General features: G+C 69.3%; 28 protein-coding genes. 7 read left to right on the plus strand and 21 right to left on the minus strand.

Translation table 11 applies throughout. From position 1 onward, the window contains the following. Positions 1–142 precede the first annotated feature (142 nt). The 4 genes from Hbl1158_RS02580 to Hbl1158_RS02595 all read right to left on the minus strand — a co-directional run bounded on the left by Hbl1158_RS02580 (position 143) and on the right by Hbl1158_RS02595 (position 1581). Positions 143–550 carry a PIN domain-containing protein gene (locus Hbl1158_RS02580; protein WP_234298514.1) on the minus strand — a complete coding sequence of 136 codons (408 nt, stop codon included), beginning with the start codon at positions 548–550 and terminating at the stop codon, positions 143–145. Position 551: 1 nt separating this feature from the next. Next, a complete protein-coding gene (locus Hbl1158_RS02585; protein WP_234298515.1) occupies positions 552–812 on the minus strand; it encodes an AbrB/MazE/SpoVT family DNA-binding domain-containing protein in 261 nt (86 codons plus the stop codon). Between the two features lie 125 nt (positions 813–937). Continuing rightward, a complete protein-coding gene (locus tag Hbl1158_RS02590; RefSeq protein ID WP_234298516.1) occupies positions 938–1336 on the minus strand; it encodes a PIN domain-containing protein in 399 nt (132 codons plus the stop codon). Next, positions 1333–1581, minus strand: a complete 249-nt coding sequence (locus Hbl1158_RS02595; protein WP_234298517.1) for a hypothetical protein — start codon at positions 1579–1581, stop codon at positions 1333–1335. Before Hbl1158_RS02595 ends, Hbl1158_RS02590 begins: the two co-directional genes overlap by 4 nt. A gap of 266 nt (positions 1582–1847) precedes the next feature. On the opposite strand from Hbl1158_RS02595, the gene Hbl1158_RS02600 reads away from it, so the two are divergent. From Hbl1158_RS02600 to Hbl1158_RS02620, 5 genes are all read left to right on the plus strand, one after another. Further along, on the plus strand, positions 1848–4499 hold the full coding sequence (locus Hbl1158_RS02600) for a BGTF surface domain-containing protein (protein WP_234298518.1): 2652 nt from the start codon (positions 1848–1850) through the stop codon (positions 4497–4499). Between the two features lie 98 nt (positions 4500–4597). Continuing rightward, complete coding sequence (locus Hbl1158_RS02605) at positions 4598–4996, plus strand: hypothetical protein (RefSeq protein WP_234298519.1); 399 nt, start codon at positions 4598–4600, stop codon at positions 4994–4996. Beyond that, on the plus strand, positions 4986–5381 hold the full coding sequence (locus Hbl1158_RS02610; RefSeq protein ID WP_234298520.1) for a PIN domain-containing protein: 396 nt from the start codon (positions 4986–4988) through the stop codon (positions 5379–5381). The genes Hbl1158_RS02605 and Hbl1158_RS02610 overlap by 11 nt, the downstream gene beginning before the upstream one ends. A 248-nt stretch (positions 5382–5629) precedes the next feature. Beyond that, positions 5630–5992, plus strand: a complete 363-nt coding sequence (locus Hbl1158_RS02615; RefSeq protein ID WP_234298521.1) for a helix-turn-helix domain-containing protein — start codon at positions 5630–5632, stop codon at positions 5990–5992. Beyond that, positions 5989–6444, plus strand: a complete 456-nt coding sequence (locus Hbl1158_RS02620) for a PIN domain-containing protein (protein ID WP_234298522.1) — start codon at positions 5989–5991, stop codon at positions 6442–6444. Before Hbl1158_RS02615 ends, Hbl1158_RS02620 begins: the two co-directional genes overlap by 4 nt. 137 nt (positions 6445–6581) lie before the next feature. On the opposite strand, the gene Hbl1158_RS02625 is transcribed toward Hbl1158_RS02620, so the two are convergent. Beyond that, on the minus strand, positions 6582–7022 hold the full coding sequence (locus Hbl1158_RS02625) for a PIN domain-containing protein (RefSeq protein WP_234298523.1): 441 nt from the start codon (positions 7020–7022) through the stop codon (positions 6582–6584). After that, positions 7019–7294, minus strand: coding sequence for a hypothetical protein (locus Hbl1158_RS02630; RefSeq protein ID WP_234298524.1), 276 nt, complete (start codon positions 7292–7294; stop codon positions 7019–7021). The genes Hbl1158_RS02625 and Hbl1158_RS02630 overlap by 4 nt, the downstream gene beginning before the upstream one ends. 134 nt (positions 7295–7428) lie before the next feature. On the opposite strand from Hbl1158_RS02630, the gene artA reads away from it, so the two are divergent. After that, entirely contained in the window at positions 7429–8466 is a 1038-nt protein-coding gene (gene artA / locus Hbl1158_RS02635; protein ID WP_234298525.1) for an archaeosortase A, read from the plus strand. A 33-nt stretch (positions 8467–8499) separates the two neighbouring features. On the opposite strand, the gene Hbl1158_RS02640 is transcribed toward artA, so the two are convergent. The 15 genes from Hbl1158_RS02640 to Hbl1158_RS02710 form a co-directional block, all read right to left on the minus strand. Beyond that, positions 8500–8829, minus strand: a complete 330-nt coding sequence (locus Hbl1158_RS02640) for a hypothetical protein (protein ID WP_234298526.1) — start codon at positions 8827–8829, stop codon at positions 8500–8502. Beyond that, positions 8826–9206 (minus strand): hypothetical protein, encoded by a 381-nt coding sequence (locus tag Hbl1158_RS02645; protein ID WP_234298527.1) that lies wholly within the window; start codon positions 9204–9206, stop codon positions 8826–8828. The genes Hbl1158_RS02640 and Hbl1158_RS02645 overlap by 4 nt, the downstream gene beginning before the upstream one ends. A gap of 84 nt (positions 9207–9290) precedes the next feature. Then, complete coding sequence (gene dph5, locus Hbl1158_RS02650) at positions 9291–10103, minus strand: diphthine synthase (RefSeq protein ID WP_234298528.1); 813 nt, start codon at positions 10101–10103, stop codon at positions 9291–9293. Between the two features lie 45 nt (positions 10104–10148). Further along, on the minus strand, positions 10149–11840 hold the full coding sequence (locus tag Hbl1158_RS02655; protein WP_234298529.1) for a cobyric acid synthase: 1692 nt from the start codon (positions 11838–11840) through the stop codon (positions 10149–10151). Next, on the minus strand, positions 11840–12598 hold the full coding sequence (locus Hbl1158_RS02660) for a cob(I)yrinic acid a,c-diamide adenosyltransferase (protein ID WP_234298530.1): 759 nt from the start codon (positions 12596–12598) through the stop codon (positions 11840–11842). Before Hbl1158_RS02660 ends, Hbl1158_RS02655 begins: the two co-directional genes overlap by 1 nt. Before the next feature lie 113 nt (positions 12599–12711). Next, on the minus strand, positions 12712–13443 hold the full coding sequence (locus Hbl1158_RS02665) for an adenosylcobinamide amidohydrolase (RefSeq protein WP_234298531.1): 732 nt from the start codon (positions 13441–13443) through the stop codon (positions 12712–12714). Further along, entirely contained in the window at positions 13433–14473 is a 1041-nt protein-coding gene (locus Hbl1158_RS02670) for a threonine-phosphate decarboxylase (protein ID WP_234298532.1), read from the minus strand. Before Hbl1158_RS02670 ends, Hbl1158_RS02665 begins: the two co-directional genes overlap by 11 nt. Beyond that, entirely contained in the window at positions 14470–15282 is an 813-nt protein-coding gene (locus tag Hbl1158_RS02675) for an NTP transferase domain-containing protein (protein WP_234298533.1), read from the minus strand. Before Hbl1158_RS02675 ends, Hbl1158_RS02670 begins: the two co-directional genes overlap by 4 nt. Further along, entirely contained in the window at positions 15267–16052 is a 786-nt protein-coding gene (cobS, locus tag Hbl1158_RS02680) for an adenosylcobinamide-GDP ribazoletransferase (protein ID WP_234298534.1), read from the minus strand. Before cobS ends, Hbl1158_RS02675 begins: the two co-directional genes overlap by 16 nt. After that, positions 16043–17032: a CobD/CbiB family cobalamin biosynthesis protein gene (locus Hbl1158_RS02685; RefSeq protein ID WP_234298535.1), complete on the minus strand. Its 990-nt coding sequence runs from the start codon at positions 17030–17032 to the stop codon at positions 16043–16045. The genes cobS and Hbl1158_RS02685 overlap by 10 nt, the downstream gene beginning before the upstream one ends. Then, entirely contained in the window at positions 17023–17736 is a 714-nt protein-coding gene (locus Hbl1158_RS02690) for an HAD family hydrolase (protein WP_234298536.1), read from the minus strand. Before Hbl1158_RS02690 ends, Hbl1158_RS02685 begins: the two co-directional genes overlap by 10 nt. Before the next feature lies 1 nt (position 17737). Beyond that, positions 17738–19087: a cobyrinic acid a,c-diamide synthase gene (locus Hbl1158_RS02695; RefSeq protein WP_234298537.1), complete on the minus strand. Its 1350-nt coding sequence runs from the start codon at positions 19085–19087 to the stop codon at positions 17738–17740. Beyond that, positions 19084–20121, minus strand: a complete 1038-nt coding sequence (cobT, locus tag Hbl1158_RS02700; RefSeq protein ID WP_234298538.1) for a nicotinate mononucleotide-dependent phosphoribosyltransferase CobT — start codon at positions 20119–20121, stop codon at positions 19084–19086. Before cobT ends, Hbl1158_RS02695 begins: the two co-directional genes overlap by 4 nt. Positions 20122–20538: 417 nt before the next feature. Next, complete coding sequence (locus Hbl1158_RS02705; protein WP_234298539.1) at positions 20539–20859, minus strand: hypothetical protein; 321 nt, start codon at positions 20857–20859, stop codon at positions 20539–20541. A gap of 24 nt (positions 20860–20883) precedes the next feature. Continuing rightward, complete coding sequence (locus tag Hbl1158_RS02710) at positions 20884–21084, minus strand: hypothetical protein (protein WP_234298540.1); 201 nt, start codon at positions 21082–21084, stop codon at positions 20884–20886. 60 nt (positions 21085–21144) lie between these two features. Between Hbl1158_RS02710 and Hbl1158_RS02715 the strand changes: the two genes are divergently transcribed. Beyond that, positions 21145–24459: an N-6 DNA methylase gene (locus Hbl1158_RS02715; protein WP_234298541.1), complete on the plus strand. Its 3315-nt coding sequence runs from the start codon at positions 21145–21147 to the stop codon at positions 24457–24459. Positions 24460–24544: the final 85 nt, after the last annotated feature.

A 24544-nucleotide genomic window follows, 5' to 3' on the forward strand; every position in this document is an offset into this window, starting at 1 on the left:
CGAATTCGGGGGAACCGCTACGTCATTATCGCGGTAATCATTATCCACATAATGACGTTCTACGACCGGACCCGCCTCGAGGCCGACGTACTAGACGACGTGCTCGCGGTGGCAGTTCGCCATCGGACAGCCGCCGCATCACTCACGCCCAGAGCGTCCGATACCCGGCGTCGCGAACGGTGCCGTCGGTCGTGAGGATCGCGTCCGTGTCTCGGGCTCGGTGACTCGCGACGACGAGCGCGTCGTGGATGGTGAACTCCTCTGCGATCCGGGCGTACTCGACCAGCGCCGCGTCGTCGACCGGCGCGACAGAGACGGGGCCGTTCTCGACGAGGGCTCGCCGAGCATCTTCGGGGGTCCCCGCGAGCGTGACGCCCCGCACATCCTTATCGTGGGCGACGGCGTACAGAACCTCCGCGAGCGCCGTACTCGGCGCGTGTACGGCCGTTTCCCCGGCTTCGGCCTCGGCGAACACGCGGTCGGCCGCCGCCGGAAGCGCGTCGACGAGATAGACGAGCAGCGAGACGGCGTCGGCGGTGTACGTCGCCACCTCAGGCCTCCCCGTAGTTGCGGTCGCGACGGTCGCGGACCCGGCGTCGCAGTTCCTCGGCGACCTCCTCGCGCTTCTCCTCGGACGTGTCGTCGGGCACCAGCAGTCCCCGTCCGGCGGTTCGCGTGCGCTTTTTCACGACGATACCGTCGTCGGTGTCGATCCAGACGACCTCGTCGCCGGGTTCGAGGTCGTACTTCTCACGCAGCGGCTTGGGAATCGTCGCCTGTCCCTTCTCGGTGACGCGCGTGGACTCGCTCACATCGGGTATTACTCCTCGTATTACCTCAATCTTTGGGGGTTTCCGAGGTCGTCCGTCTCGCATACTGGCTGGGAGGTCGTTGCCCGTCCGTTTTCGGTAACGCGCGTGGATTCGCTCGTCCCGGGTCAGTACGTAACCACGTCCAGCCCCTCGACGTCCTGAAGGTCCGAGTCGTTCGACACCACCGCTTCGTTCAACAGGAGCCCGTGTGCCGCGACCATCGAGTCGGCACCGTCCAGCGTGCGTCGATCGTCGGATCCGCTGTGTTTCCCTCGAAGGGTGCCCGCCCGTCGGGCCGCGTGGTCGTCGAACGGGATCACCGTCGAGGACTCGAACAGCGTCTCGTATATCCGACGCGTGCCGGCGAGCGTGCGGTCGGTCCTCCCGAGTCCGTACATCACTTCCCAGACGACGCCGGCCGGGATTCGGACCGGCGCGGCTCGGTCGTCTAACTCCTCCGCGAGCCGACGTGCGTCCTGGTTCCCGTTCGCGAGTTCCCCGAGGTACTGCGTGTCGAGGATCACAGGATCTGATCCTCCACTTCCGCCCTCGCGCGCTCGTCGGACTCCTCGACGGCCCGTTCCAGTTCGTCGGGCTCGGGGTGGCGCTCGTCGAGTTCCGCCATGTCGTCGGCGAAGTCGGTCAGCGAGTAGCCGTCGACGAGTCGGTCGTAGTCAGCCGCCCAAGCGCGCGCGAGCCCCGACACTCTCGTTTGCGACGCGCCCGAGGCCCTTCGTCGCCACCGACCCACCGTCCCGGCGTCGCCCACGCCCGGCCACGCCGCCGCGGTCGACACAAAGTACTTATTCCCGGTTCGGGCGAGAACTCCCCACACCCCCGATTTCGGGTGTGTGAAGCGTTGACGCGCCATCCGATTTACCACAAGAGATTTATAAGGTCCGATGTTGGGTATGACCGTACCCCTACCCATGGTGACAGCAAAAAGTATCCCTCGCCGAGTCCGCCTCGCGGGCGCTCTGGAGCAGGCTTGGGCGAACCGTGTTGTCGCCGGTTGCAGTGCGGCTTAGACAAACCATGACAGACTATAACGACAAGATCCGCGCCCTGATCCTGGCGGCGCTGATGGTGTTCTCCGTGTTCGCGGGCACCGTCGCGTTTACCGGGACAGCGGCTGCGGCGACTGCCGAAACCGGAAACAGTTCCATTACTCCGGCTACGGTAGATGAGGGAACGACGAATACGCATAGCATCACACTAAACGCGACCGGCGTTGACACCAGCGGCGACGGAAACCAGGTCTTCACCGTCGTCCTCCCTGAGGAACTTGACCTGAGTAGCGGAGCGAGCATCACCGATGCTCAAGTCAATGAAGGGGCTGCGACTATCGGATCGACGAACGTCGATTCGACCACCAACGTGGTCAACGTCACAGTTCAGGACGATACGAGTGCTGGCGGTTCTGGTACTGATGACACCGTTAACATCTCGTACAACCTGACCAACGTCCAAGCGCCTAACGTCGACGGCGACTTTACTGGTCAGGCTCAGTTCGGTGTTGACGCCAATGCCGATGGCAGCTTCGGCGGTGCCGATGACTCTGGCCCGTCCGACTTCCAGCAGCTCACCGTCACCGACAACACGGCTGACGTTGACTTCGACCGCGACGTGAGCGGTACGAACACCCAGCTGGTGTTCCAGGGTCAGACCGTCTACTCGAACGAGTTCGGCAACGGTGAGACCGTCCAGCTCCGCCGGAACACCTCCAGCGGCAGCAGCTTCGTTGAGGAGGGGACCGCCAACGACGACGGCGAGATCACCTTCGAGACTGCTGACCTGCAGGAGTCCAACTACTTCCTGCGCGGAAGCTCCACGGGCGACACGGCCTTCTTCGAGGTCGCTGAGCAGAATATCGACGTGAGTGCTGACGACGGCGAAGTCGACAACGCCGGCAGCACCATCGAGACGCACACCGTCGACACGAACCGTGGCGGCACCTTCTCGGTGCTCATCAGCGCCGAGAACGGTGACGGCGACGCGGTGAGCAACGAGACGCTGGAGGACATCTTCAGCGATTACTCGGTCTCGAACGTCGCTGACGACTCCGAGACGATCAACGTCTCCGGTGTCGAGGACGGCCTCGAGATTGACGCCAACTTCAGCGAAGTTCCCGAGAGCAACTACACGATTTCGTTCGACGTGGCGGACTCCACGGCGTCCGACACCGCGAACGTCAACGTGAACGATGTCGGTGCCGGCGAAGTCTCCTTCGCTGAGGGTACGACCGAGGTGCCCCAGGGTGACGTCGCCGAGATCGACCTCGAACTGAGCGACGCCGCGACGGAAGGTACGCTCATCATCGGTAGTGAGAGTGCGGGTTACCAGGCCAACGTCTCCTTCACCGACGGTGACGGTGACGGGGAGGTTACGGTCCTGTTCAACACCTATGCGGCCGGCAGCACCGGAAACGGTACTGTCATCGAGGCTGCTGGTGAGGACGACTCCGCCACCCTCGACAACTCCGGTAACGCCGACCTGACCGACCTGGACAACCTCCTCGACAACGGTGAGTACGAGCTCGCCGTGAGTACGGGAAGTGCCCAGACCACGACCGACAACCCGACTGACCTCGGCTCGATCTTCATCGCCGAGCGCTCCACCGACGACCAGCAGCTGTGGACCGCGCCCGGCGGTGTCTCTGACTTCGACGCCGACGGCGACGACGACGTCGACGAGGACGACGTGACCGCTCTCATCGAGGACGGTGCCGTCACGCAGGACGACACCATCACCGCTGGCGACTACGTCATCCACCAGGTCACCGCGACCGGCCTGGAGGGTGTCATCGACGCCAACGGCGGTCTCCTCGGTGCCGTGGAGAACGGTAACATCACGGTCGAGATCACGCAGACCAACCCCGGTCGGAACGCCGACCCCAAGGAAGTCAACGTGACCGAGACCGCGGCCAACAACAACAATAACGGCATCCGCGCCATCGAGGGCGACGGTGCCTTCTACCTCATCGTCGACTCCGGTGAGATCGAACTCGAGGACTCCGGCAACAGCGTCGAGCCCGGTGACGAGTTCAACGCGAGCATCACGGTCGCCGACGACCGTCTGCTCGGCTCCTCCGACGCTGAGGACGAGGAGACGGTGACTTCGAGCTTCACCGTTGAGGAAGAGTCTACTGAGCTCGACAGCGACCCGGTCGAGGTCGAGGCCGCTGAGGATCAGCAGGTCTCCGGCACGACCAACCTCGCGCCCGGCACGGAGCTGACAATCCGCGTCCGCTCCGACGACGGGACGCAGCCGCGGTTCTTCAACACGCAGACGGTGACGGTCCAGGCTGACGGGAGCTTCAACGCCTCCTTCGGCTTCGCTGACCAGTCCGCCGAGGACGAGTTCAGCGTGACCGTCCGCCAGGGTGGCAGCACGATCGCCTCCGCTGACGGCCTCGTCGTCGAGTCCACCGAGACGACGGAGCCGCCTGCGGACACCACGGAGCCGCCCGCGGACACGACCGAGCCGCCTGCGGACGACACCACGGAGCCGCCTGCGGACGACACCACGGAGCCGCCTGCGGACGACACGACTGAGCCGCCCGCGGACGACACCACGGAGCCGCCCGAGGACGACACGACGACGTCCACGTCCACGCCCGGCTTCGGTGCCGTCCTGGCGCTCATCGCACTCGTCGGCGCTGCGCTCCTGGCCACGCGCCGCGACTAACGACAACCACGACTGACCGGGCGTAACCCGGTCGCTTCCGCTTCACGCGGACCCATTCTTTCGACGCGCTCGCACCTACCAGCGACAGCTCGGTTCGAGTGTTCGATTCGACGCCGGACCGCCGAGTCCACGACCGTGATGCGCCGCGTGCGGCGCTGGCCGATCTCGGCCGGCATCACTCGCCGTTCCGGAGGGCGGTCGAGCCACCAGACGGTGGATTGATACCGGTACGGCGTTTACGCTCGTTAACGATGAGCTCCGACACCAAGCACATCCGCGTCCCGTCGCGGGTTCACGAGCGGATAACGGCGCTGAAACGGGACGACGAAACGATCGGTGAAACGATCGAGCGGCTCATCGACGGGTACGATCTCGTCGATTTCGCGCGGGAGACCGAGCCGGTGGCCGACGCGGACGAACGGGAGGAACTCCGGGCGGCGTATACGGAGTACGCCGAGGAACTGGAGCGGACGATGGTCGAATCGGATGATACTTGATACGTGTTTCCTCGCTGACCTGCGTGACAACGACGAAGTCGCGGCGGAGAAAGCGGCGGAGTTGGAAGCGACGGGGTTGCCGCTTCGGGTCCCGTCAATCGTCGTCTGGGAACTGTATTTCGGGGTCGGGGCGGGTTCGGAGACGGTGACGAATCAGCGGGAGTACGAGCGGCTCATCGCGAACAAGCCCGTGGTGTCGCTCGGCGGACAACTCGCCCGTCGGGCAGGGGTGCTGATGGGAACACACCGTGTGAGCGACACGAAGCCGACCCTCGATCCGGGCGATTCGATCGTCGCGGCCACCGGGCTGAAATACAACGAACCGGTCGTCACCACCGATCGGGATTTCGACAGCGTCGACGGATTACGGATCGAATCCTACTGACGACCGAGTCTCGGCTGACCGGGCGTACCCCGGCCGCGTCCGCTTCACGCGGACTCATTCGTTCGACGCGCTCGCACCGACCAGCGGCGGCCATCGAACCGCCGGTGTCCGGTGGGTCGGCCGCGCAGTTCGTGTTGTCGAGATCCGTGTTCGGATGGACCGAGCCGCCACTCCACACATCACGTAGTGCAATACATAGCCGCAAAACACCTATTAGTGTACGGTGTACATGAGACGGTACCACGATCATGTCCGAGGGAACCGATCGCGACGACCGCGGCCAGTTCGACTCCGGGATCGCGGACGACGACCTCCTGCGATACTTCACGGAGGGGCGGCCGTTTCACACGGCGGGCGAGGTGGCCGACCGCTTCGACATCGACCGATCGACCGCCTACCGTCGGTTGCGCCAGTTGGCGGAGGACGGGCGTATCGAAAAGGTCACGCTCGGCAGTCGAACCGTGGTCTGGTGGTACACCGCGGACGCTGATGCGGCGACCGCCGAGGAGGACGCCGACGACCCGCTGTTTGCAGCGCCCTCGTTCGCCGTCGACGAACCCGTGGATGACGACGAGATCGACGACGTGCTCTACGGCGAGATCGAGGGATGAGCGGCCCCGGACCGACGCCCCTGTTCGTCGACACGGGCGCGTTCTTCGCTCACTTCGTCGAGAACTCCCCTCGACACGAGCGGGCTCGCGCGGTGATGAACGCGATCACGGCCGGGGACCTCCGATTCCGTCCGTTGTACACCACCGGCTACGTCCTCGGCGAACTGGCGACGCTCGTGCTCCGGAAGGCGGGCCACGGGCACGCCATGGAGACGCTCCGGCGAGTCCGAGACTCGTCGGCGGTGACGGTTCTGCATCCAGACGGGGCACAGTTCGAGGCGGTCTGTGCGGAGTTCGAGCGCTTCGACGACCAACAGATCTCGTTCGTGGACCACACGACGGGAGTCCTCGCCCGCGAACGGAACGTCGACCACGTGTTCGCGTTCGACAGCGACTTCCGAACGCTTGGGTTCTCGCTCGTTCCCGACGACATCGAGATTCCGAAGCGGTAACGCCGGTCGCGTCCGCTTCACGCGGACTCATTCGTTCGACGCGTTCGCACCGACCAGCGGTGGCGCTCTCGCTCGCTCGTCTCCGACTGGTGGTCCATCGATGAATAGGCGGCCGAGACGGCGCGCCGGCGGAGCGACTACTCCGCGACGACCGTTCCAGGGTCGAGGCGGTCGACGACGCCGTCGAAGTCGTCGTCGAAGCTCAGAACCGAGTCGATATCGTGGTGGCCGACCAGCGCGACGGTCATCGCGTCGGTGAAGCTGAGCCCGTGGTCGGCGTACTGCTCGAAGGCGGCGACGGCGTCCTCGAAGCGCGCCGGCGAACTCGAGAGCAGATCGATCGCGTCGGGGTAACCCTCACCGCGGATCCGGCGGCCGAGTTCGACCGCATCCGCCATCCGGCCCGTTCGTCGGTACGTCAGCGTGACGGCTTCGTCGTACACGTACTCGCTCGTGAACACCCGGCCGTACTCCGTCGAACCGAGTACCCGAGTGAGCGCCCGCGCCCCCACGTCGTGGCGACTCGCGTCCGTGTCGTGGTGAGCGTAGAGGACGCCGGTGTCGACGAGGACGCTCATCCGTAGAGGATCTCGTCGATGTCCGCCTCGTCCGTCTCGACGCCCGACGAGACCGTCCCCTCGTTGAATCGCTCGATCTCCGCATCCGAGAGCGCGTTCGTCCCGTCCCGGAAGGAGTCGATGAACGCCGACCGCGAGCGAACGGCCGACTCGACCAGTTCCGTGAGGATCTCCTGTTGGGTGACCTTCTCGCCGGTCTTGAGTTTGATCTCAGCTTGTAGCTCCTCCAGCTTCGATTTCGTCTCCTCGTCCATTCTGACCGCCGTTGCCATACCCGGTGTTTCATCTGCAACTAAATTACAATTGTGATCTGCCGAGTGGTTGGGCCTCATCGACCGCGTCGCCCTCGCACGCCCGGCACACGAGACGACAAGGGCTTTACCCGACAGCGCCGATCCACGACTGAATGGCGAGCATCTACACCGACCTGCTCGGGTGGGCGGTGATCGCGACGTTCCTCGCCGGTGCCGCCGTCGAGTACGTCCGTCGCCGCCCCGCCGACGGGGGCGCGCTCGCTCGACTCCGTCGCCGCCTCGACGGCCTCGCGGTCGCGCCCGACCGCGCGCTCTCGACGGCCGGCTGGGGGCTGTTCGCCCTCTTCTGGTTGGTGCTGTTCCCGCACTTCGCGTTCACGCAGAAGAGCTACGTCGAGGGCGTCCTCTCGCTGGTGGCCGTTCCCGCGTGTCTGTACGCCGGCTGGCTGCTGTGGACCGGTCGCGACTCGCTGCGGGTGCTCTCGCGTGCCGTCGCCGTGATGGGGCTGGTCTACCTCCCGTTCGAGATGGGCCTGCGCGCGACCGGCAGCGTCGAGGCGATCGAACCGCTCAGCCGCGCGCTGATCCTCACCGTCACCGAGCAGACCGGCTGGGCGATGAGCCTGTTCGGCTACACGCCTGAGCGGACGACCGGGCCGATCCTCGGCTATCAGAACGCCTACCAGTTCACCACGCCCGAGGGGCACACCCTCCTGTTCGAGGTCGTCCTCGCGTGTACCGGCCTCGGGAGCATGGCCATCTTCGCGGGGCTCATCGCCGCGGTGCGTGCGCCCCTGGGTCGGAAGCTCCGGGCGCTCGCGGTCTCCATCCCGATCATCTGGCTGCTCAACATCGTGCGTACCACCTTCATCGGGATCGCCTTCGGCACCCAGCGCCTCCAGGTGTTCGTCGACGAGGTGCTGTTGCTGTTCGGCTCCTCGGACCCGTACATGGTGTCCTTTTTCCTCTCCGACCGAGTCATCTCGCAGGTGCTCGCGGTCGTCGCGCTCGTCGGCGTCACCTACCTCGTCGTCCGCGAGCTCCCCGAGCTCGTCACCGTGATCGAGGACGTGCTGTACATGATCACGAACGAGGAGTACGACCTCCTGGAGTCGCTCGACCTGCCGAGGGATCCCGTCGAAACCGACGGCGGGGTGTCGGGCGGCCGCGACGGGACCGACCGGCTGTAGCGGCCGAACCCCTCGCCGCCCCGATCGGTCGCCTCACCGGACGTACCGTCGCAACCGCTCCACGGTGTCGTCGACGAACTCCCCGGTGACGCGCCCCTGCCACGCGACGAGATCCTCGGCTCGGGGGGAGTGAACGGCCCACGGCGACACGAACGATTCCCGCGGGACGCCGCCGACATCCCACACGTCGTCAGCGAGCGGGATCGAGTCCTCGTACCGCCTCGTCGAGACGGCGAGCCCGACGAACTGCTCGTCGGTGAACGGATGTGAGTCGTTACTGATGATGAGCCACGGTCGTTGTCGGTCCTCGCCGAGTTTGAACGGGTCGGAACTGCGAACGATGTCTCCGCGCTCGGGCCTCATCGGGGTTGCTCCTCCCCGCTGGCCGGTCGATCGGGGCGGTCCGAGTCGGGGGCCGCGGCGTCCCACTCGTCCGGATCGATCCCGCCGTCATCGGCGTCGAGTCGCTCGGTGGCGGCGTGAACGTCGTACGCGGCCTCGAGACGCTCTCGGTCGTCCGTGATCGCCCAGTATTCGCCCCTGTGTCGAACTAGGTCGCGGTCCTTCAGCCTGGACAGCGCCGTGCCGACCGTGTTCGGGTCCGCGTCGATCGCGGTCGCGATCTCGGACCTCGTGAACGCCTGCGTCCGGTTCGAGACCAGGTATCGAACCACCTGCTCGGGAACGCTCGGCCCGCGCGGGAGGTCGCCGGACTCGAACTCGTCAATACTGACTGGCATGGGCTGTACTACGTGTACCGATGTAATCAATGTACGGCCACACCCGATCGACGACCCCGGACTGGGGCGTTCCGATATCGAGGCCTACTCAGTCGCCGGAAACGCGTCCCGCGGACACCCGGCCAACTCCGCGAGCGCCTCCGCCTCCAGGTGATGGAGGTCCCCGGGGATCACGAGCATGTGCAGCGGGTCGCCGAACTCGCGCTCGGAGAGCGCCGCGAGCGTGTCGGCGGCGACGACGGGGGTCGGGCTTCCCGCCCGCGCGACCGCGACGCCGACGGCCTCGGAGTCCCAGTCGCGCGCCAGCGCCTCGGCCGCGTGGTCGGCGGTCATGTACTCGTCGGGCTCACCCTCGGCGGGGCCCGCCGGCGACGATCCGGCGACCTTGATGTCGAGATACACCAGCGTGTGGAGGCCGCGCTCGCGGTTCGCCTCGATCCCGTCGATCACCGACTGCGGGGTTCCCTCCGCGCCGTGGGCGTACTCGAACGGGAGCGTCACCGCCTTGCCGAAACGGTAGTTCTGTAGCCCCGTGAGCGACGAGGCGGCCGACTGCGCCGTGACCCCGTGGATCACCCGCGTCTCGATGCCGCGCTCGGCCGCCCGGACCCGGAGATCGGCGTGCGTCGTCGAGATCATCGTGTCGCCGGCGGTGAGGAACGCGACGTCTTCCTCGGCGGCCGCGTCGAGGATCGCCTCGGGATCCCGCTCGACGCCGTCGCGGTCGCGGACCTCGATCGCGACGCCGTGGTGTGACTCGAGGTCGGCGACGGTCGTTCCCGCGAGGCGACTCGTGTAGAACTCCGCGAAGACTCGGTCGGCCGCCCGAAGCGCCTCCCGTCCCTCGACGGTGACCGAGCGCTCGTCCCAGAGACCGAGCCCGATGAAGGTGAGCATGCCGAGGGCGACGCGACGACGGCGCTTCGGGGTTTCGCTCCGCGGCTACTCCCCGTCGCTCGCGACGCCGACGCCTCCCTCGTCGCCCCCGGTTGCCCGGTCGCCCGCGGCCGCGGGGTCGACCCCGAGCGCGTCGAGGTCGACGCCGGCGACGAGGTCGGCGGCGGCCGCGTACGGTGATCGGGTCCGCCCTCGCGAGTCCGGCCGGTCGACGCCCGCGTGCGCGAAGACGCTCGCGAGGAAGGCGTCGCGCGTCGTCGCGGCGTCGAGGACGCCGTGGAGGTACGTCCCGGCGACCGCGCCGACGGCGGCGCTGCCCGGCTCGACGGGCGTGCCCGCGTCGCCGACGCGCTCGCTGCGACCCATGTGAATCTCGTAGCCCGACACGCGGCCGCTCGCGCCCGCCAGCGGCCCGCAGCCGTCGACGGTCGTCTCGGTCCGCCGGACGCGTTTGTCCTCGCGAAAGCGCGTCACGACGGGCAGCAGTCCGAGTCCCTCGACGGCCTCGGCGTCGCCCGTCCCCTCGATGTCGGCGTTCGTGATCCGCTCGCCGAGGAGCTGGTACCCGCCGCAGATCCCGAGGATCGGGCCGTCGAACTCGACGATCGCGTCGGCGAGTCCGCCCTCGCGAAGCGCCAGCAGGTCGTCGACGGTGTTCTTCGTTCCGGGGATCACGACCCCGTCCGCGTCCGCGTTCGCGCCAGCGCCCGCGCCGTCGAGGTCGCCGTCCGGCGGGACGTACGCGACGCGGACGCCCGGCGTCCGCGACAGCGGCCCCAGATCGGTGACGTTGGAGGCTCGCGGGAGCCGCGGAACGGCGACGGTGACGCTCCGCTCGGCCGGGACCCCGTCGTCGTCGCCGACGACGGCGCGCTCGCCGACCGCCGGAAGGGCGACGCTGTCCTCCTCGGGGAGTCCGGGGTCGTCGTACGGGATCACGTCGAGCACGGGGACCCCCGTCCGGTCCTCGAACTCCGCGAGTCCCGACTCTAAGATCGCGGGGTCGCCGCGGAACTTCGTGATGACCGCGCCGGCGACGCGCTCGCGGAGGTCCGCGGGCATGAGTTCGAGGCTGCCGTAGAGGCTGGCGAACACGCCGCCGCGCTCGATGTCGCCGACGAGCAGGATCGACGCGTCGGCGGCGCGCGCGGTCTCGACGTTCGCGAGGTCGCGGTCGTGGAGGTTGATCTCGGCGATCGAGCCGGCCCCCTCGGCGACGATCACGTCGTGGTCGGCCGCGAGCCGCGCGTGGGCGTCGACGACCGCCTCCCGCGCGCGCTCCCAGTATTCGTCGTAGTACGCGCCGGCCTCGTAGTGACCGACCGCCTCCCCGTCGATCACGAGTTGGCTCTCGCCGTCGCCCCGCGGCTTCAGCAACACGGGGTTGTGATCGGTCGTCGGCGTGACGCCCGCGGCCCGGGCCTGCACGGCCTGCGAGACGCCGACCTCGCCGTACCCGCCGTCGGGGTGGACGACCGCGCGGGCGTTGTTGCTCATGTTCTGTGCCTTGAACGGCGCGACGGAGACGCCGGCGTCGGCGAGGCGGCGACACAGCCCCGCGGCGACCGTGCTCTTGCCCACGTGGCTCGCGGTGCCGGCGACGAGCAGCGTGTGGGCCGAGGCGGAGCCGTCGCCGGCGTCGCCATCGGGGCCGTTGCAGTCGTCGGGATCGTCGCCGTCGCCGTGCTCGTCGCAGTCGGCGTCCCCGTCGCGTCCGTGCTCGTCGCGTCCGGCCATCAGTACTCGGTGCCCTTGCGGGCGCGGTGGCCGTCGTCGAACGGGTGGGCCTCCTTGCGGACGTTCGTGATCAGGTCGGACGCCTCCGCGAGGTAGTCGGGCCGCTCGTGCCCGCCCGTGAGCACCAGTTCCAGGCCGTCGGGCGCGTCGTCGATCAGCGCGAGCAGGTCGTCGGGGTCGACGAGGTCGCGGTTCGCGGCGTAGACGACCTCGTCGAGCACGAGCATGTGCGCGCCTTCGGCGGGGTCGCCGTCGAGCGGAAGCGGGGCCGTCAGGTCGACCGAGTTCCACCCCTCGACCAGCTCGCGGGCGCGTTCGAAGCCGGCGCGGGCGCGGGACTCGTGGTCGGCCTCGTCGGAGCCGTCGGGCATGGCGTGCCAGCCGTAGTGGCCGGAGTTCTCGTAGCTGATCCCCGGCATCGCGGCGATCGCGTTGTACTCCCCGCGCACGTCCTCGACGCTGTCCGCGCCGCCCTTCATGAACTGGAGGACGTGCACGCGGTAGCCGTGGCCGGCCGCCCGGAACGCCATCCCGAGCGCGGCGGTCGTCTTCCCCTTCCCGTCGCCCCACCACGTCTGCACCAGCCCGAACTCCTCGGGCGCTGCCGGCTCGATGTCGCGTGCGGCGGGGGTGACGCCTTTCCCCGGCGTGCGGGCGCGGGGGTCGTCGGCGACTTCGGCCTCCTCCGGTCGGTCGTCGTCGCGTGCGCGGTTCGGGTCGTCGGTCGTGTCGTCGGCTGTCGCGTTCGTGTCGGTCATGGTTGGCTTCTACGTCGCGGATCGGCAAACCGTTCGTGGTCGCTGCGGGTCGGATCGGCCCGGAGCAGATCGGATCGGCCCGGACCAGATCGGACCGGCCCGGACCGGATCGCTCACGGCTCGAATACCTCCGTCTCGCGGTCGGTGACGACCCCGTGTTCCGCGTCGGCGACGCTGTCCGGGAGCGTCGCCGTCTCGTCGTCGGCGTACCGGGCGTCGAGGCTGGCGGCCACGGCGTCGCGGACGCACGCGCGGGCGGCGCTCCCGACGGGCGTCGCGCTCCCCGAGAACCGCGCCGGCTCGCCGTCGCGGGCGCTGCCGGCGACGACCGCGTCGGTGGTCGTCCCCGGGAACCCGGTCGCCGACAACAGCGTCGCCGCCTTCGCCTCGGCGGCGACGGCGACGAGGTTCGCGAGCGCGCCGTCGTCGAGGCGGCGGGTCGTCGCCACGAGGACGTTCACCGTGCCGCGGCCGACCGGCTCGTCCGCCGCGGCGTCGTCGCCGGTGACAACGCCGCGGTCCGATTTCTCGGGCCGCATCGGGAGCGCCGCGGGGTTGGAGACGCCCGCGGTCGCGACGGCGACGACGGGGCCGGCGCGGGCGAGGCGGGCGTGGCACATGTCGACGCCCGTGAGCAGCGTCGGCCCGGCGGGCTCGAACCCGGCGTCTGTGCGGCGGCGGGCGACGTACGCGTCGAGGTCGGTGTGCGTCCACCCCTCGGGCACAGAGACGTTGTACGCCGCCGGGGCGTCGGCGAACCCGCCGGCCCAGCCGGTCGAGAGCCACCGCGTGTCGGGCCGTCCGAGCCGGAGGACGCCGTCGGCGACGCGGGTCTCAAACGTCACGTAGCACCTCCAGCAGGCGATCGGTCTCCGCGGGGGTCCGCACGGCGACTCGGACGTGCGAGTCGAGCCCGCGGAAGGTCCGCGCGTCGCGAACCGCGATCCCCGCGTCGGCGGCGCGAGCGAGGACGGCGTCGACGCCGCGCTCTCCGCCGTCGTCCCCGTCGCCGGCCGCTCCGGCGTCGAACAGGAGAAACGGCGCGTCCGACCGGTGCACGTCGAACCCCAGATCGGCGAGGGCCGTCCGCACCCGCTCGCGCTCGTCGGCGACGCGGTCGCGGGTCTCGCGGACGAACTCCGTCTGTCGCATGCAGTACGCGCCGGTCGCGAGCGCGGGCGTCCCGAGGTTCCAGGTCCGGCGGGCGTTCGCGAGCGCCTCGCGCCACGCGCCGGTCGCGACGGCGAAGCCCGCCCGGATCCCGGGCAGGCCGAACAGCTTCGTCAGCGACCGGGCGACGATCACCCCGGGCTCGCCCGCCAGCGACGGCCGGTCGGTGAACCCGAGGAACGCCTCGTCGACCAACAGCGGCGTCCCGGCCTCGCGACAGCGCTCGGCGAACACCCGCAGGTCCCCGTCCGGATACGCGTTCCCGGTCGGGTTGTTCGGGTTGCAGACGATCGCGAGCGCGTGCTCTGCGGGGTCCGCGTCGGTGATCTCCTCCTGGGAGACGAACGCCGGCTCGCCCCCCTGAAGCCGCACCTCGCGGGCGTACTCGCCGAAGCTCGGGTACGGCACGGCGACGGTGTCGCCCGGGCCGACGGCCAGGTCGATCGCGAGCCGGAGCGCCGCCAGCCCGCCCGGCGTCGGGATCACCGCCTCGGCGTCGCAGTCGACGTAGCCGGCGGCGGCGGCCCGGTAGTCCGCCGGCGGCTCCTCGGGGTACGTCCGCGCCGCCTCGAAGGCGTCGCGGTAGACCGCCCCCGCGCCCTCGGGGACGCGCGGGTTCGTGTTCGCGCTGAAGTCGAGGACCGAGGGGTCGTCGCTGCTGCCGTGGGGCGTCCGGTCGGCGTCGCGTGCGGTGTCGAAGTTCATGATCGGCTGTGTGTGTCGGTATCGTGGGTGTCGTCGGTATCGACGGCGGTCGATCCCGTCTCGGGCCGGTCGCGGTCGCGTCGGCCGCGTCCGTCGCGTTCGCGACGCAGCAGCGCCTCGGCGACCCGGAGGTCGCGCGGACGGTTCACGTTCACCGCGAGGCCCTCGTCGGCGAGGACGAGCGATCGCTCGTCGGTCCCGCCGCCGTCGTCGCGGTCGCCGTCGCCGTCGCGGTCGCCGTCGTCTCCGTCGCCGTCGCTGTCGTCGCCGTCGTCATCGCTCCCGCCGACGACGTTCAGCCCGGTCGGGACGACCTCGCGGCCGTCGAGCGTCCTCGTCGTTCCCGGGTCGACGCTGACGCCGAGGTCGCGCTTCAGGGCGACGGGGACGTACGCCGCAAGCGACGCGTCGCCGGCGGCGTTGCCGGCGTCGTTCGCGTCCCCGCCGTCCCCGTCGCCGGCGGCCGCGAGGGCGCGGTCGACCGCGTCGGCCGACAGCAGCGGCAGGTCCGCGGCGACCGTGAGGACCGGCCGGTCGACCCGCGCCAGCGCGTAGCCGAGGTCGGCGACGTAGCCGTCGCCCGGGGCGTCGACGACGGACACGTCCGGCCGGTCGGCGAGTCGCTCCCGGGTCGCCGGGGTGTCCGGCGAGACGGCGGCGTGGACCCGGTCGACCCGGCTGTCGGCGAGCGCCCGACGCACGCGCTCGACCATCGCGACGCCGTCGACGAGCACGAGCGGTTTCTCCGTGTCCGCGCCGTCCGCGCCGAGGCGGGTCCCTCGGCCGCCGCACATCACGAGAGCGTCCACGCGATCACCCCCGCGTGCAGCCCGGCGACGCGGGCCAGTTCGTTCGCCGCGCCGAGCACGTCGCCGCTGACGCCGCCGAGGCGAGCGCGCGCCCACCACAGGACCGCGGCCGCGACGACGACGGCGGCAGCGAGAACGGCGACGCCGGGGGCGACCCGGGGCCACCCGACCAGCGTCGCGGGCGCGGTCGCGAGCGCGACGCCGGCGAGCGCGGTCGGACCGGACTCCTCCGTCAGCGCCGATCCGAGCCCCTCGTGGGGCGCGTCGCCGAGGCACACGAGCGTCGCCATCGCGGCCTTCGCGGCCACCTCCCCGGCGAGGACGACGCCGACGGTCGCGAGGAGGTCGACGCGGGCCAGGTCCGCGAGCGCGAGGCCGGCGGTCGCCAGTCCGACGACGACAAGCGCCAGCGCCAGCGCGCCGCCGACGCCGACGGCGCTGTCTTTCAGCACCTCGTGACGGCGGTCGGCGTCGCCGTGGACGACCGCCGCGTCGCCCAGGTCGGCCACGCCGTCGAGGTGGGTGATCCCGGTGACGACGTACGTCCAGACGACAAGCGCCAGCGCCGCTGTCGGCGTCGGCACAGCGACCGGGACCAGCGCCGGCACCGCGACCGCCGCCGCGAGGAGGCAGCCGAGCGCGTAGCCGGCGACCGGCATTGCCGCCGGGCTCCGGCGGAACGCCTCCCACCCCGGCTCGTCGTGTCCGACCGGGATCCGCGAGAGGAAACCGACCGCGCCGGCGACGGCCGCGAGCGGCCTCACGGCCACGCCGCCACCCCCGTGACTGCCGGCGGTGCGGCCGGCGTCGCGGCCGACGGTCCCGCGACCGCGACGCCGGCCAGCAGGAACGCCAGCGCCCCCGCGATCGCCACCGCCCGCACCCCCGCCCGCGCCGCCGCGAGCGAGGGGAGGTCGGCGTCCGGATTCAGCACGTACGCGCCCGGCTTCGAGAGCCGCACGCCGAGGGCGGCCGCCGCGGTCGCCATCGGCCACCCGGAGTTCGGCGAGGCGGGCACGCGGGCCCACTCGCGGGCGTCGAGGAGCGATCCGGGCGAGCCGGCGGCGACGGCGAGCAACACGGCCGAGACGCGGGCGGGAACCCACATAACCGCGTCGTCGAGGCGGGCGCTGGCGGTGCCGACCGGCGTCCCCGGATACCCGAGCATCGAGTCGAGCGTGTTCACGCCCTTCACCCACGCGGCGGCGGCGACCCCGACCGCGGGCGACGCCTGCGCGCCGACCGCGAACGCCACGAGCGGGGCGACGAGTCCGTCCGCGAGGTTCTCGGCGGCGCTTTCGACGGCCGCGCTGCGGATCTCCGCGGCCGACAGCGTCGACGTGTCCCGGCCCACCAGCGCGATCGCAGACTCCCGAGCGGCGTCGGCGTCGCCCTCGGCCGCCTCGATCACCTCGGTCGCGACCGAGACGAGCATCCGCAGGCTCACCAGCGAGAACAGCGCGACCCCGGCGACGACGGCGGTCGCGACCGCCGAGGGGACCGCTCCGATTTCCGCGTCGGCGACGACGGAGGCCGTGCCCTCGACGACGCCCCACGCGACCGCCGCGAACGCCAGCGGGAGGACGAGCGCGACGGCGACGCCGACGGCCCGCGGGCGAGTCCACTCGCGGTCGACCGCGTCCACGACGCGCCCGAACGCGGCGATCGGGTGCACGCGACTCGGCGGTTCCGCGACCGCGGCGTCGAGTGCCGCCGCCAGCCCGACGGCCGCGAGCGCGGTCAGCCCCATCGCCGTCCGACGACCGCGGGGAGTTCCGCCAGCGACACGCCGTCCGCGTCGGCCCGGACGAACCGACCGCCCGCGTCTCGGATCCCGCCGTCGGTCGCCGGGTCGTCGCCGACGTGGCACAGCCGACCGACCGAGACGCCGAGGCCGTCGGCGACCGCCTCGAACGCCCGCGGGTCCGGCTTGCGCCACCCGCAGGCGACGCTCGCGACGACGGCGTCGAGCGCGTCCGGGTCGAGCCCTGAACGCTCCAGCGACTGCTCGACCAGCCCGGGAACGCTGCAGTTCGAGAGCACGCCGACGGGGCGCTCCGCGGCGAGGGCCGCGACCGCCTCGGTCGCCCCCGGCCGCGTCTCGACGGGCCGATCGAACGCCGCGCGGACGGCCGCCGCGGCGTCGTCGACGAACGCCCGCGGCTCCCGGTCGGGGTCGTCCCCGGCCAGCGCGGCCGCGACGTGGTGGTGGAGCGGTCGCTCGACGCCCGGCGCGTGATCGAGGTGGGGCGTCGCGTACGCCGTCTCCCAGTCCTCCGACACCGACACCCCCTGGTCGCGGAGGGCGGTCGCGATCGCACCCGCGGGATCGCTCGGCCTGTCGGCGTCGACGAGCGTCCCGAACAGGTCGAGCGAGACCGCCGCGACCGGTCCGTCGCCGTCGGTCGACTCGCCGGCGCGCACGTCGCCGGCGCGTGCGTCGCCGTGTGCCACCTCAGATCGCCTCCAGGAACGCGTCGAACGCGCCGCTCTCGGGGTGGACGTGCGCGTACGTGGCGAGCGTCCGGTACTCGGTGAGCCCGTCCATGCCGTCGGCGATGCCGTCGCCGCGGACCACCTCGAAGGCGAACCGGGCGTCGCCGGCCACGTCCGCCGACGAGTAATGGAACTCGTGGCCTCGGAGGGTGTCGCCGCCGGCGGCGGTGAGCGCGTCGTCGCGGGCGCGGAGTTCGACGTGATCCAGCGCCTGATACCGGTCGTGCATCTGCACGTCCGCGGGGAGCACGCCGGCCATCTCGTGGGTGTCGCCGTCGGCGGTCGTCAGCGTCTCCGACAGCGCCATCAGCCCCCCGCACTCCCCGAGGACGGGGAGGCCGTCGGCGGCCCGCTCCCCGATCTCTGCGATCGCGTCGCTGTCGGCGAGGGCGGCCGCGTGGAGTTCGGGGTAGCCGCCGGGGAGGTAGACGGCGTCGCAGTCGGGGAGTGAGTCCCCGCGGGTGGGCGCGAAGGTGACGACCGCGGCGCGCTCGCGCAGGCGCTCCAGCGTCGCCGGGTAGCGGAACGCGAAGGCGGCGTCGTCGGCGACGGCGACGCGGGTTCCGGTCGGCGACGACCCGCTTCCCGGCCCTCCTCGCGACCCGCCTCCCGACCCGTCTTCCGGGCCGCGCTCGCGTTCGGGCGGTCGCGGCGGCTCGCGCGCGAGGTCGGTCAGCGCCTCGCTGTCGAGATGCTCGGCGGCCGACTCCAGGGCCTCCTCGGGGAGCGGCGACTCCTCGCCCATGTGGAGGCCGAGGTGGCGGTCCGGGATCTCGAGATCAGGATCCGGCGGGATCCGCCCGAGGTAGGCCATCCCGTCGGGGAGCGCGTCGCGGATCCCCGCCTCGTGGCGGCCGCCGTGGGCGCGCTGGGCGATGACGCCCGCGACCTCGACCTCGCGGTCCGCGTGGGCGGCGTACTCGCGAAAGCCCAGCGCCGTGGCGGCGACGCTCTCCATCCCCGCTTTCGCGTCGACGACGAGCACGACCGGGAGGTCGAGCGCCTCGGCGACCATCGCGGTGCTGGAGCCGTCGCCGTCGTACAGTCCCATCACGCCCTCGACGACGGCCACGTCTCCCTTCCCGCGGTGGTAGTTCCGCCGGACGCCGTCCTCGCCCTGCAGCCACACGTCGAGCGTCCGCGAGGGGGTCCCGGCGACCGCCTCGTGGTGGCTCGGGTCGATGAAGTCGGGGCCGGCCTTCGCCGGCTGGACCGCGTGGCCGGCGGCCTCGAGCGCCCGGATCGTCGCCAGCGTCGCCACCGTCTTGCCGACGCCGGAGGCTGTGCCGCCGAGGACGAGCCCCCTCATCGGTCCGCCTCCGGCGTCGCCGCTCCCTCCGTCGCGGACGCCTCACGTCCCGCGAGCAGTCGGTCGTACACGTCGGCGATTCGAGCGCGGAGGTCGGCCGTCGACGCAGCCGACTCGTCGATCAGGCGGAGTGCCCCGCCCATCCCCGCGCCCTCCTTCGCCTCGCCCGCGACGTACGCATCCATGGCGGGATGGTCCTCTCGCTCGAACCCGGGGTCCGTGACCGCGAGGTCGACGTCGAGCGAGTCCGCGAGCGACGCGATCCCGGCCGACTCGTCTTCGGCGACGAAGGAGGTCGTCGCGACCGAAAGCGGGGCGTCAACGCCGGCGTGCCGGACGAGCGCCGCCGCCGCGGCCTGCTGGGTTCCGCCGGCGAGCGTCACCGCGGCCCCACTCTCGACGGCCCCGACGGTCAGTCCGGCGACCGCCGCGAGCACGGGGTCGCCCATCGCCGTCAGCGCCTCGACCGGGTCGCCGGCGGCGTCGCCGGCGTCGAGGCCGGCCGCCTCCAGTCCCTCGGCGACGACCCGCCGCTTCAACTCGAGGGGGTTCTCCGGCAGCGACGACGACACCGCCGGCTCCTCCCCGAGCGCTCGGAGGACGCCGAGGGCCGTTGTCGTTCCCCCGGGGATCGTCTCGCCGATCACGAGGCGCTCGTCCGGGAGCGCGCCCCCGAGTTCGCGTGCGGCCTCGTACGTCTCCGCCGCGTGGGGGACCGGCGTCGGCTCGCGCACGTCCAGCCCCGGGCCGCGGCCCACGTCGACGGTGGGCGCGCCGGTGCGCCCCGCGATGCCGGCGTCGACGGCGAGCACGTCGAGCCCCAACAGCTCCCGCGCCGCGCGCGTCACGACCGCCGGCGTGGGACAGCCCGTCGGGCTCACCGGGACGACCGGCGCGAGCGTCGGCCGCCCGTGGACGACCACGTCGAGGTCGGCCCCGGGCGTGTGCCGCATCAGCTCCGGGTCGGCCCCGGCGGCGCTGATCCCCTCGATATCGGCGGTCTCGGTCGTCCCGGCGACGAGGACGAGCCTCACGGCTCACCCCCCGTTCGAGCGATCGAGGCGGGCGCTCCCGGACTCGCTGGCGATGTCCGCGGTCGTGTCGCGACTGGGTGTTTCGGTCTCATCTGTGAGGCGCGGACGGGGCGTCGCCGGCGGCGACCGACCGTCCGCGCTCGGCCTCGCCGGGGCGGCGACCGCGACGGGTCCGCCCCGCCCACCGCCCGATGCACGCTGTGACAAGGCGAAGCGCCGCACATAACAATTCCGTCTGTCCTAGAACAAGTCGGATTGAGCGACCGGTCGGGGGGCATCGCGTTCCGGCCGAGTGCGTGCGTTGGGCTGACACGCACTTCCCGGTCGGAGGTCATTACGAATCCGATCGAATCAGTTTATCGTTGACGCTCCACATATCAGTTCAACCAGGCAGCAACAATTAAGCAACGTGCGTCGTCAGGGAACCCTATGCCTGACGCCGCCGCCGTCTTTGATTCTCTCCAGACGATCCACAACCGATCGGCGGAGGATATGAGCGAGCGCGACGTCGAGAACCTGTTTCTCGAAACCGGCTTCTACGATGCTCTCGGGTACGAGGGGACAGGGACCGACCTTCGCAGCGAGTTCAGCCTCCCGGACGACCGTCGGCCTGACTACATCACGCTCGACTCGAACGAGGCTGTCACGACCGTCTACGAGTTCAAAACGACCGGCGAGAGGCTCCCGTCTCACGAGGACCAACTGTTCGGGTACATGGAGTTCCTTCGGGCAGAGCACGGCGTCTTGACCAACGGAGAGGAGTTACGACTCTACCGACGTGGCGAAGACCGCCCACAGCTTATCGTCTCGTTCGACGCCGTCGCCGACAGCGACGCCCGCGATCTGGTGAGCGCACTCCAGAAACGCGAGTTCGACCTGACGGACCCCGACCAAGTCAATGAGTTCCTCTCGGACCTCGATCCGATCCCCCTGGACGAGCGCGCCGAACTCGGACAGGAGCACTTCTTCGAGACGTTCCGACTCGAGGAAGGGAGCCCGTTCGCCGACCTCGTGACGGGGATGATGGATCTGCTCGAAGAACTCCGCGACGACCAGGAAGCGAAGTTCGTCAAGGGTGCCTACGATTTCTGGGAGGCGACGTACGCGAGCGAGCCCGACGAGGTCCCGGATTCGTGGGAGCCGTTCATCGGCGGGAACCAGTCGCTCCGGGACTTCATGTTCTGTCTCGAAAGCGGGCACGCCCTTCTCGCGCGACTGTTGCTCGCGAAGGCGACCGAGGACCACGACTTCTTCGCCGGCACCGGATACGGCGGGATGGACGACTATTTCCGCGGGCTCCAGGGCTTCGGGGACATGATCAACCTCGACGCGTTTCCCGTCGCCGCGGACAACCTCATCGACGACATGCAGGACAAGCTCGTCGAGGGGCTGTTTCAGGACGACATTTTCGTGTGGTGGACAGACGGGTACGCCGAGCAGTTGTCACGGGGCCACGAGTCCGGTCCGAATCAGTTCCAGGCCGTCGCACGCGAATCCGGCGGGGTCGAACGGATCAGCGAGGCCACCCGGGACCGATTCAGCCGTGCGGTGGCGGAGGTGTTCTTCAACGTGCTTCGGTTCGACTTCGGGGACGTACAAGGGGACCTCCTCGGGGACCTGTATCAGCGGTACTTCGATCCGGAGACCCGGAAGGCGCTCGGGGAGTTCTACACGCCCCAGCCGGTGATCGATTACATCATGGACGGCGTCGGCTACGACCGCGGCGTCACGAACGAGCGGCTCATCGACCCCGCCTGTGGCTCTGGAACGTTCCTCGTGGAGGCGGTCGATCGGTACCTCGCGGACGTGGAGCGGTACGAGGAGGACCCGGACTGGAAGGACCACCTCCAGGACCTGTGTACCAGGCCGCGCGTCGTTGGGCTCGACATTCACCCGTTCGCCGTGCTCATGGCGCAGATCCGGTTCGTCGTCGCGATCCTCCCTGCCTACCGGAAGGCCAAGCAGACGCACCCGGACTACACGATCCGCCGGCTCCCAATCTACCGGACTGATACGCTCCGGAACGAGCGGGAGTTAACCGGGACGGACCTCGGAGACGACGGCTCGCGACAGATGACCTTCGACGCGATGACCGACGACGATCAGGACGTTCGGATCCCTGTTCCCCTCCCGGTTGAGGTAGACGAGGACGAGGTGTCCGAGACCGAGGACGGCTTCTTGGTTCGGCGCGTGCGGATGCCCCTGTTCGACACGATCCAACTTGAGACGGGCGTGAGCAACTTCGGGGAGTACTTCGCCGCGTTGCAGGGGGTTCTCGACACGGTGAAGGACCACATGGCGCTCGCGGAGGAGTTCGGCGGGGACTTCGATTGGACCTACCAGAGCGGACTCGAGGAGCGGATCCACCACCACACGGACCGCGAGTACGACGGCGTCGAGGAGTTCTTCGCCCCGTACGTGAACGACATGCTGGAGAACGTCCGCTACCTCAAGGAGGAACACAACGACGGGCGGCTGTTCAAGATGTTCGAGGACACGGTGCTGGCGCTCGTCGTGAAGAACTACATGGAATACGATTACGTGGTCGGGAACCCGCCGTACGTTCGTATTCAGAACCTCCCTGACAGCCAGAAGGCGATGATGGACACGCTGTACGACGCGACGACCGGGAACTACGACATTTACTGCCCGTTCTACGAGCGCGGGCTCGACTGGCTCGCCGAGGACACGGGCAAGCTCGGGTTCATCACGCCGAACCAGTTCATGGTCACGGACTACGGGGAGGGGCTCCGTCGCGTGCTACTCGAAGACAGCCGGATCGAGGAAGTGTACGACTTCCGGGATTCAGGTGTTTTCGAGGACGCCACCAACTACCCCGCGGTCGTGATTCTCGAAGACGAACCGGACGAAGCTGAGCGTAAGGAGAACGAGATCCGGTCTGTCCGGGTGAAGGCGAACACGGACGACGAGGACGACCGGGAATTGGACGAGGCTATCGTGACCTCGGTGCGAGAGAACCGCGGGTCTCCGGGTTACTCGGACGACTTCATAGACGTGTTCGACTATCCCCAATCGAAGCTCTCTGCTACGGGATATTGGGGGCTGATGCCGCCCGAGGAGTTGCAGGTGTTCGAGAAGCTGGAGGACAATGCCACGGCAAACTTCGGCAATATCACCGATGCCGTCTTCGCTGGCACGCAGACAAGCGCAAACAAGGTCTACCTGGTAAAGCCAGTCAATGCCGACCGAATCGAACCTGAGGACTGCGGTAGTACTGTTAGGGTCGTTCCGACTGGAGAGAACCAGGAGTACGAGATAGAAACGGATCTACTCTGTCCGTGGCTGAGGGGTAAAGACGTGGAGCGGTGGCGTGGAGAGTGGTCGGGTCTCCATGTTATCCTCCCTCATTATGTTGAGAGAGATGGTGAAGACACGACGACAAAAGCGTACGACGCCGAGTACCTAAGAGAACAACTTCCCTTAACGTGGGGATACTTCCAGAAGCACCGCGAGGCCCTGGAAGGTCGAGAGAGCGGCCGGATGGAGGGGCGCGAGGACTGGTATGCGTTCATCTACCCAAAGAGTCACGAACGCTTCGAGAAGCCGAAAATCATCGGTGCTCACATTTCCGAGAACGCCCGATTCATGATGGACAGCGAGGGCGTTTGGTATTTCAAAACCGCATACGGTATCGAACTCGATGACCCCTACCGAGAACTCACAGAGGAGATGGCCTGCCAACTCAACTCGAAGGCTCTCGATTTCTACTTCAAGCATATCACGACGGTCAAGATGGGCGGATACTACGAGTACCGTTCACAGTACGTTGAGAAGCTTCCCTGTCTGACCGAGGACACCGCCGGCGTATTCGACGTGATGCAGGGGACCGCCGAGGAGATCGTGGACACCATTGACCTCGATAGCAGGACCGACCGCTTCCCGGAGGCATATCTCGGCAACTACGACGGGGAACTCGATTACATCACCTACGAATGGCAGACGCGCCGGTACCCTGTGAGCGCCGAGGTGCAGGGCGACGTGGACGGGAACTTCACCGTGCAGGCCGGGCGGTCCGACACGATCAACGACCCGGCGATGTACTCTGACGACCGCGAGGCCCGGAAGCGACGCGCCGAGTACGTTTACGCGGCCGTAGATGGCCGGAGCGTCAAGAGCGGCGAGGAGACGACCATTCCTATCCCCCGGAGTGACGCCGGCGTAGTGGAGCTTCTGGAGCGTCTGGAAGCGGATCGGGAGGAGGTCGCCGCGACGGACATTGCCGAACTCGAAGCCGAGATCGACGACGCCGTGTACGACCTGTTCGACCTAACTGCGGAGGAACGCGCGGTCGTGGAGGACTACCTCGACGTGTTCTAACTCGACTGTTCCGTCGATTCAGTATCGTTCCGTCGCCACACGAGGGGGGTCGGGCGGTACGCTTATGACATTCAATGACGAGCTT

The sequence above is a fragment of the Halobaculum sp. CBA1158 genome, assembly GCF_021431925.1.
Classification (GTDB): Archaea; Halobacteriota; Halobacteria; order Halobacteriales; family Haloferacaceae; genus Halobaculum.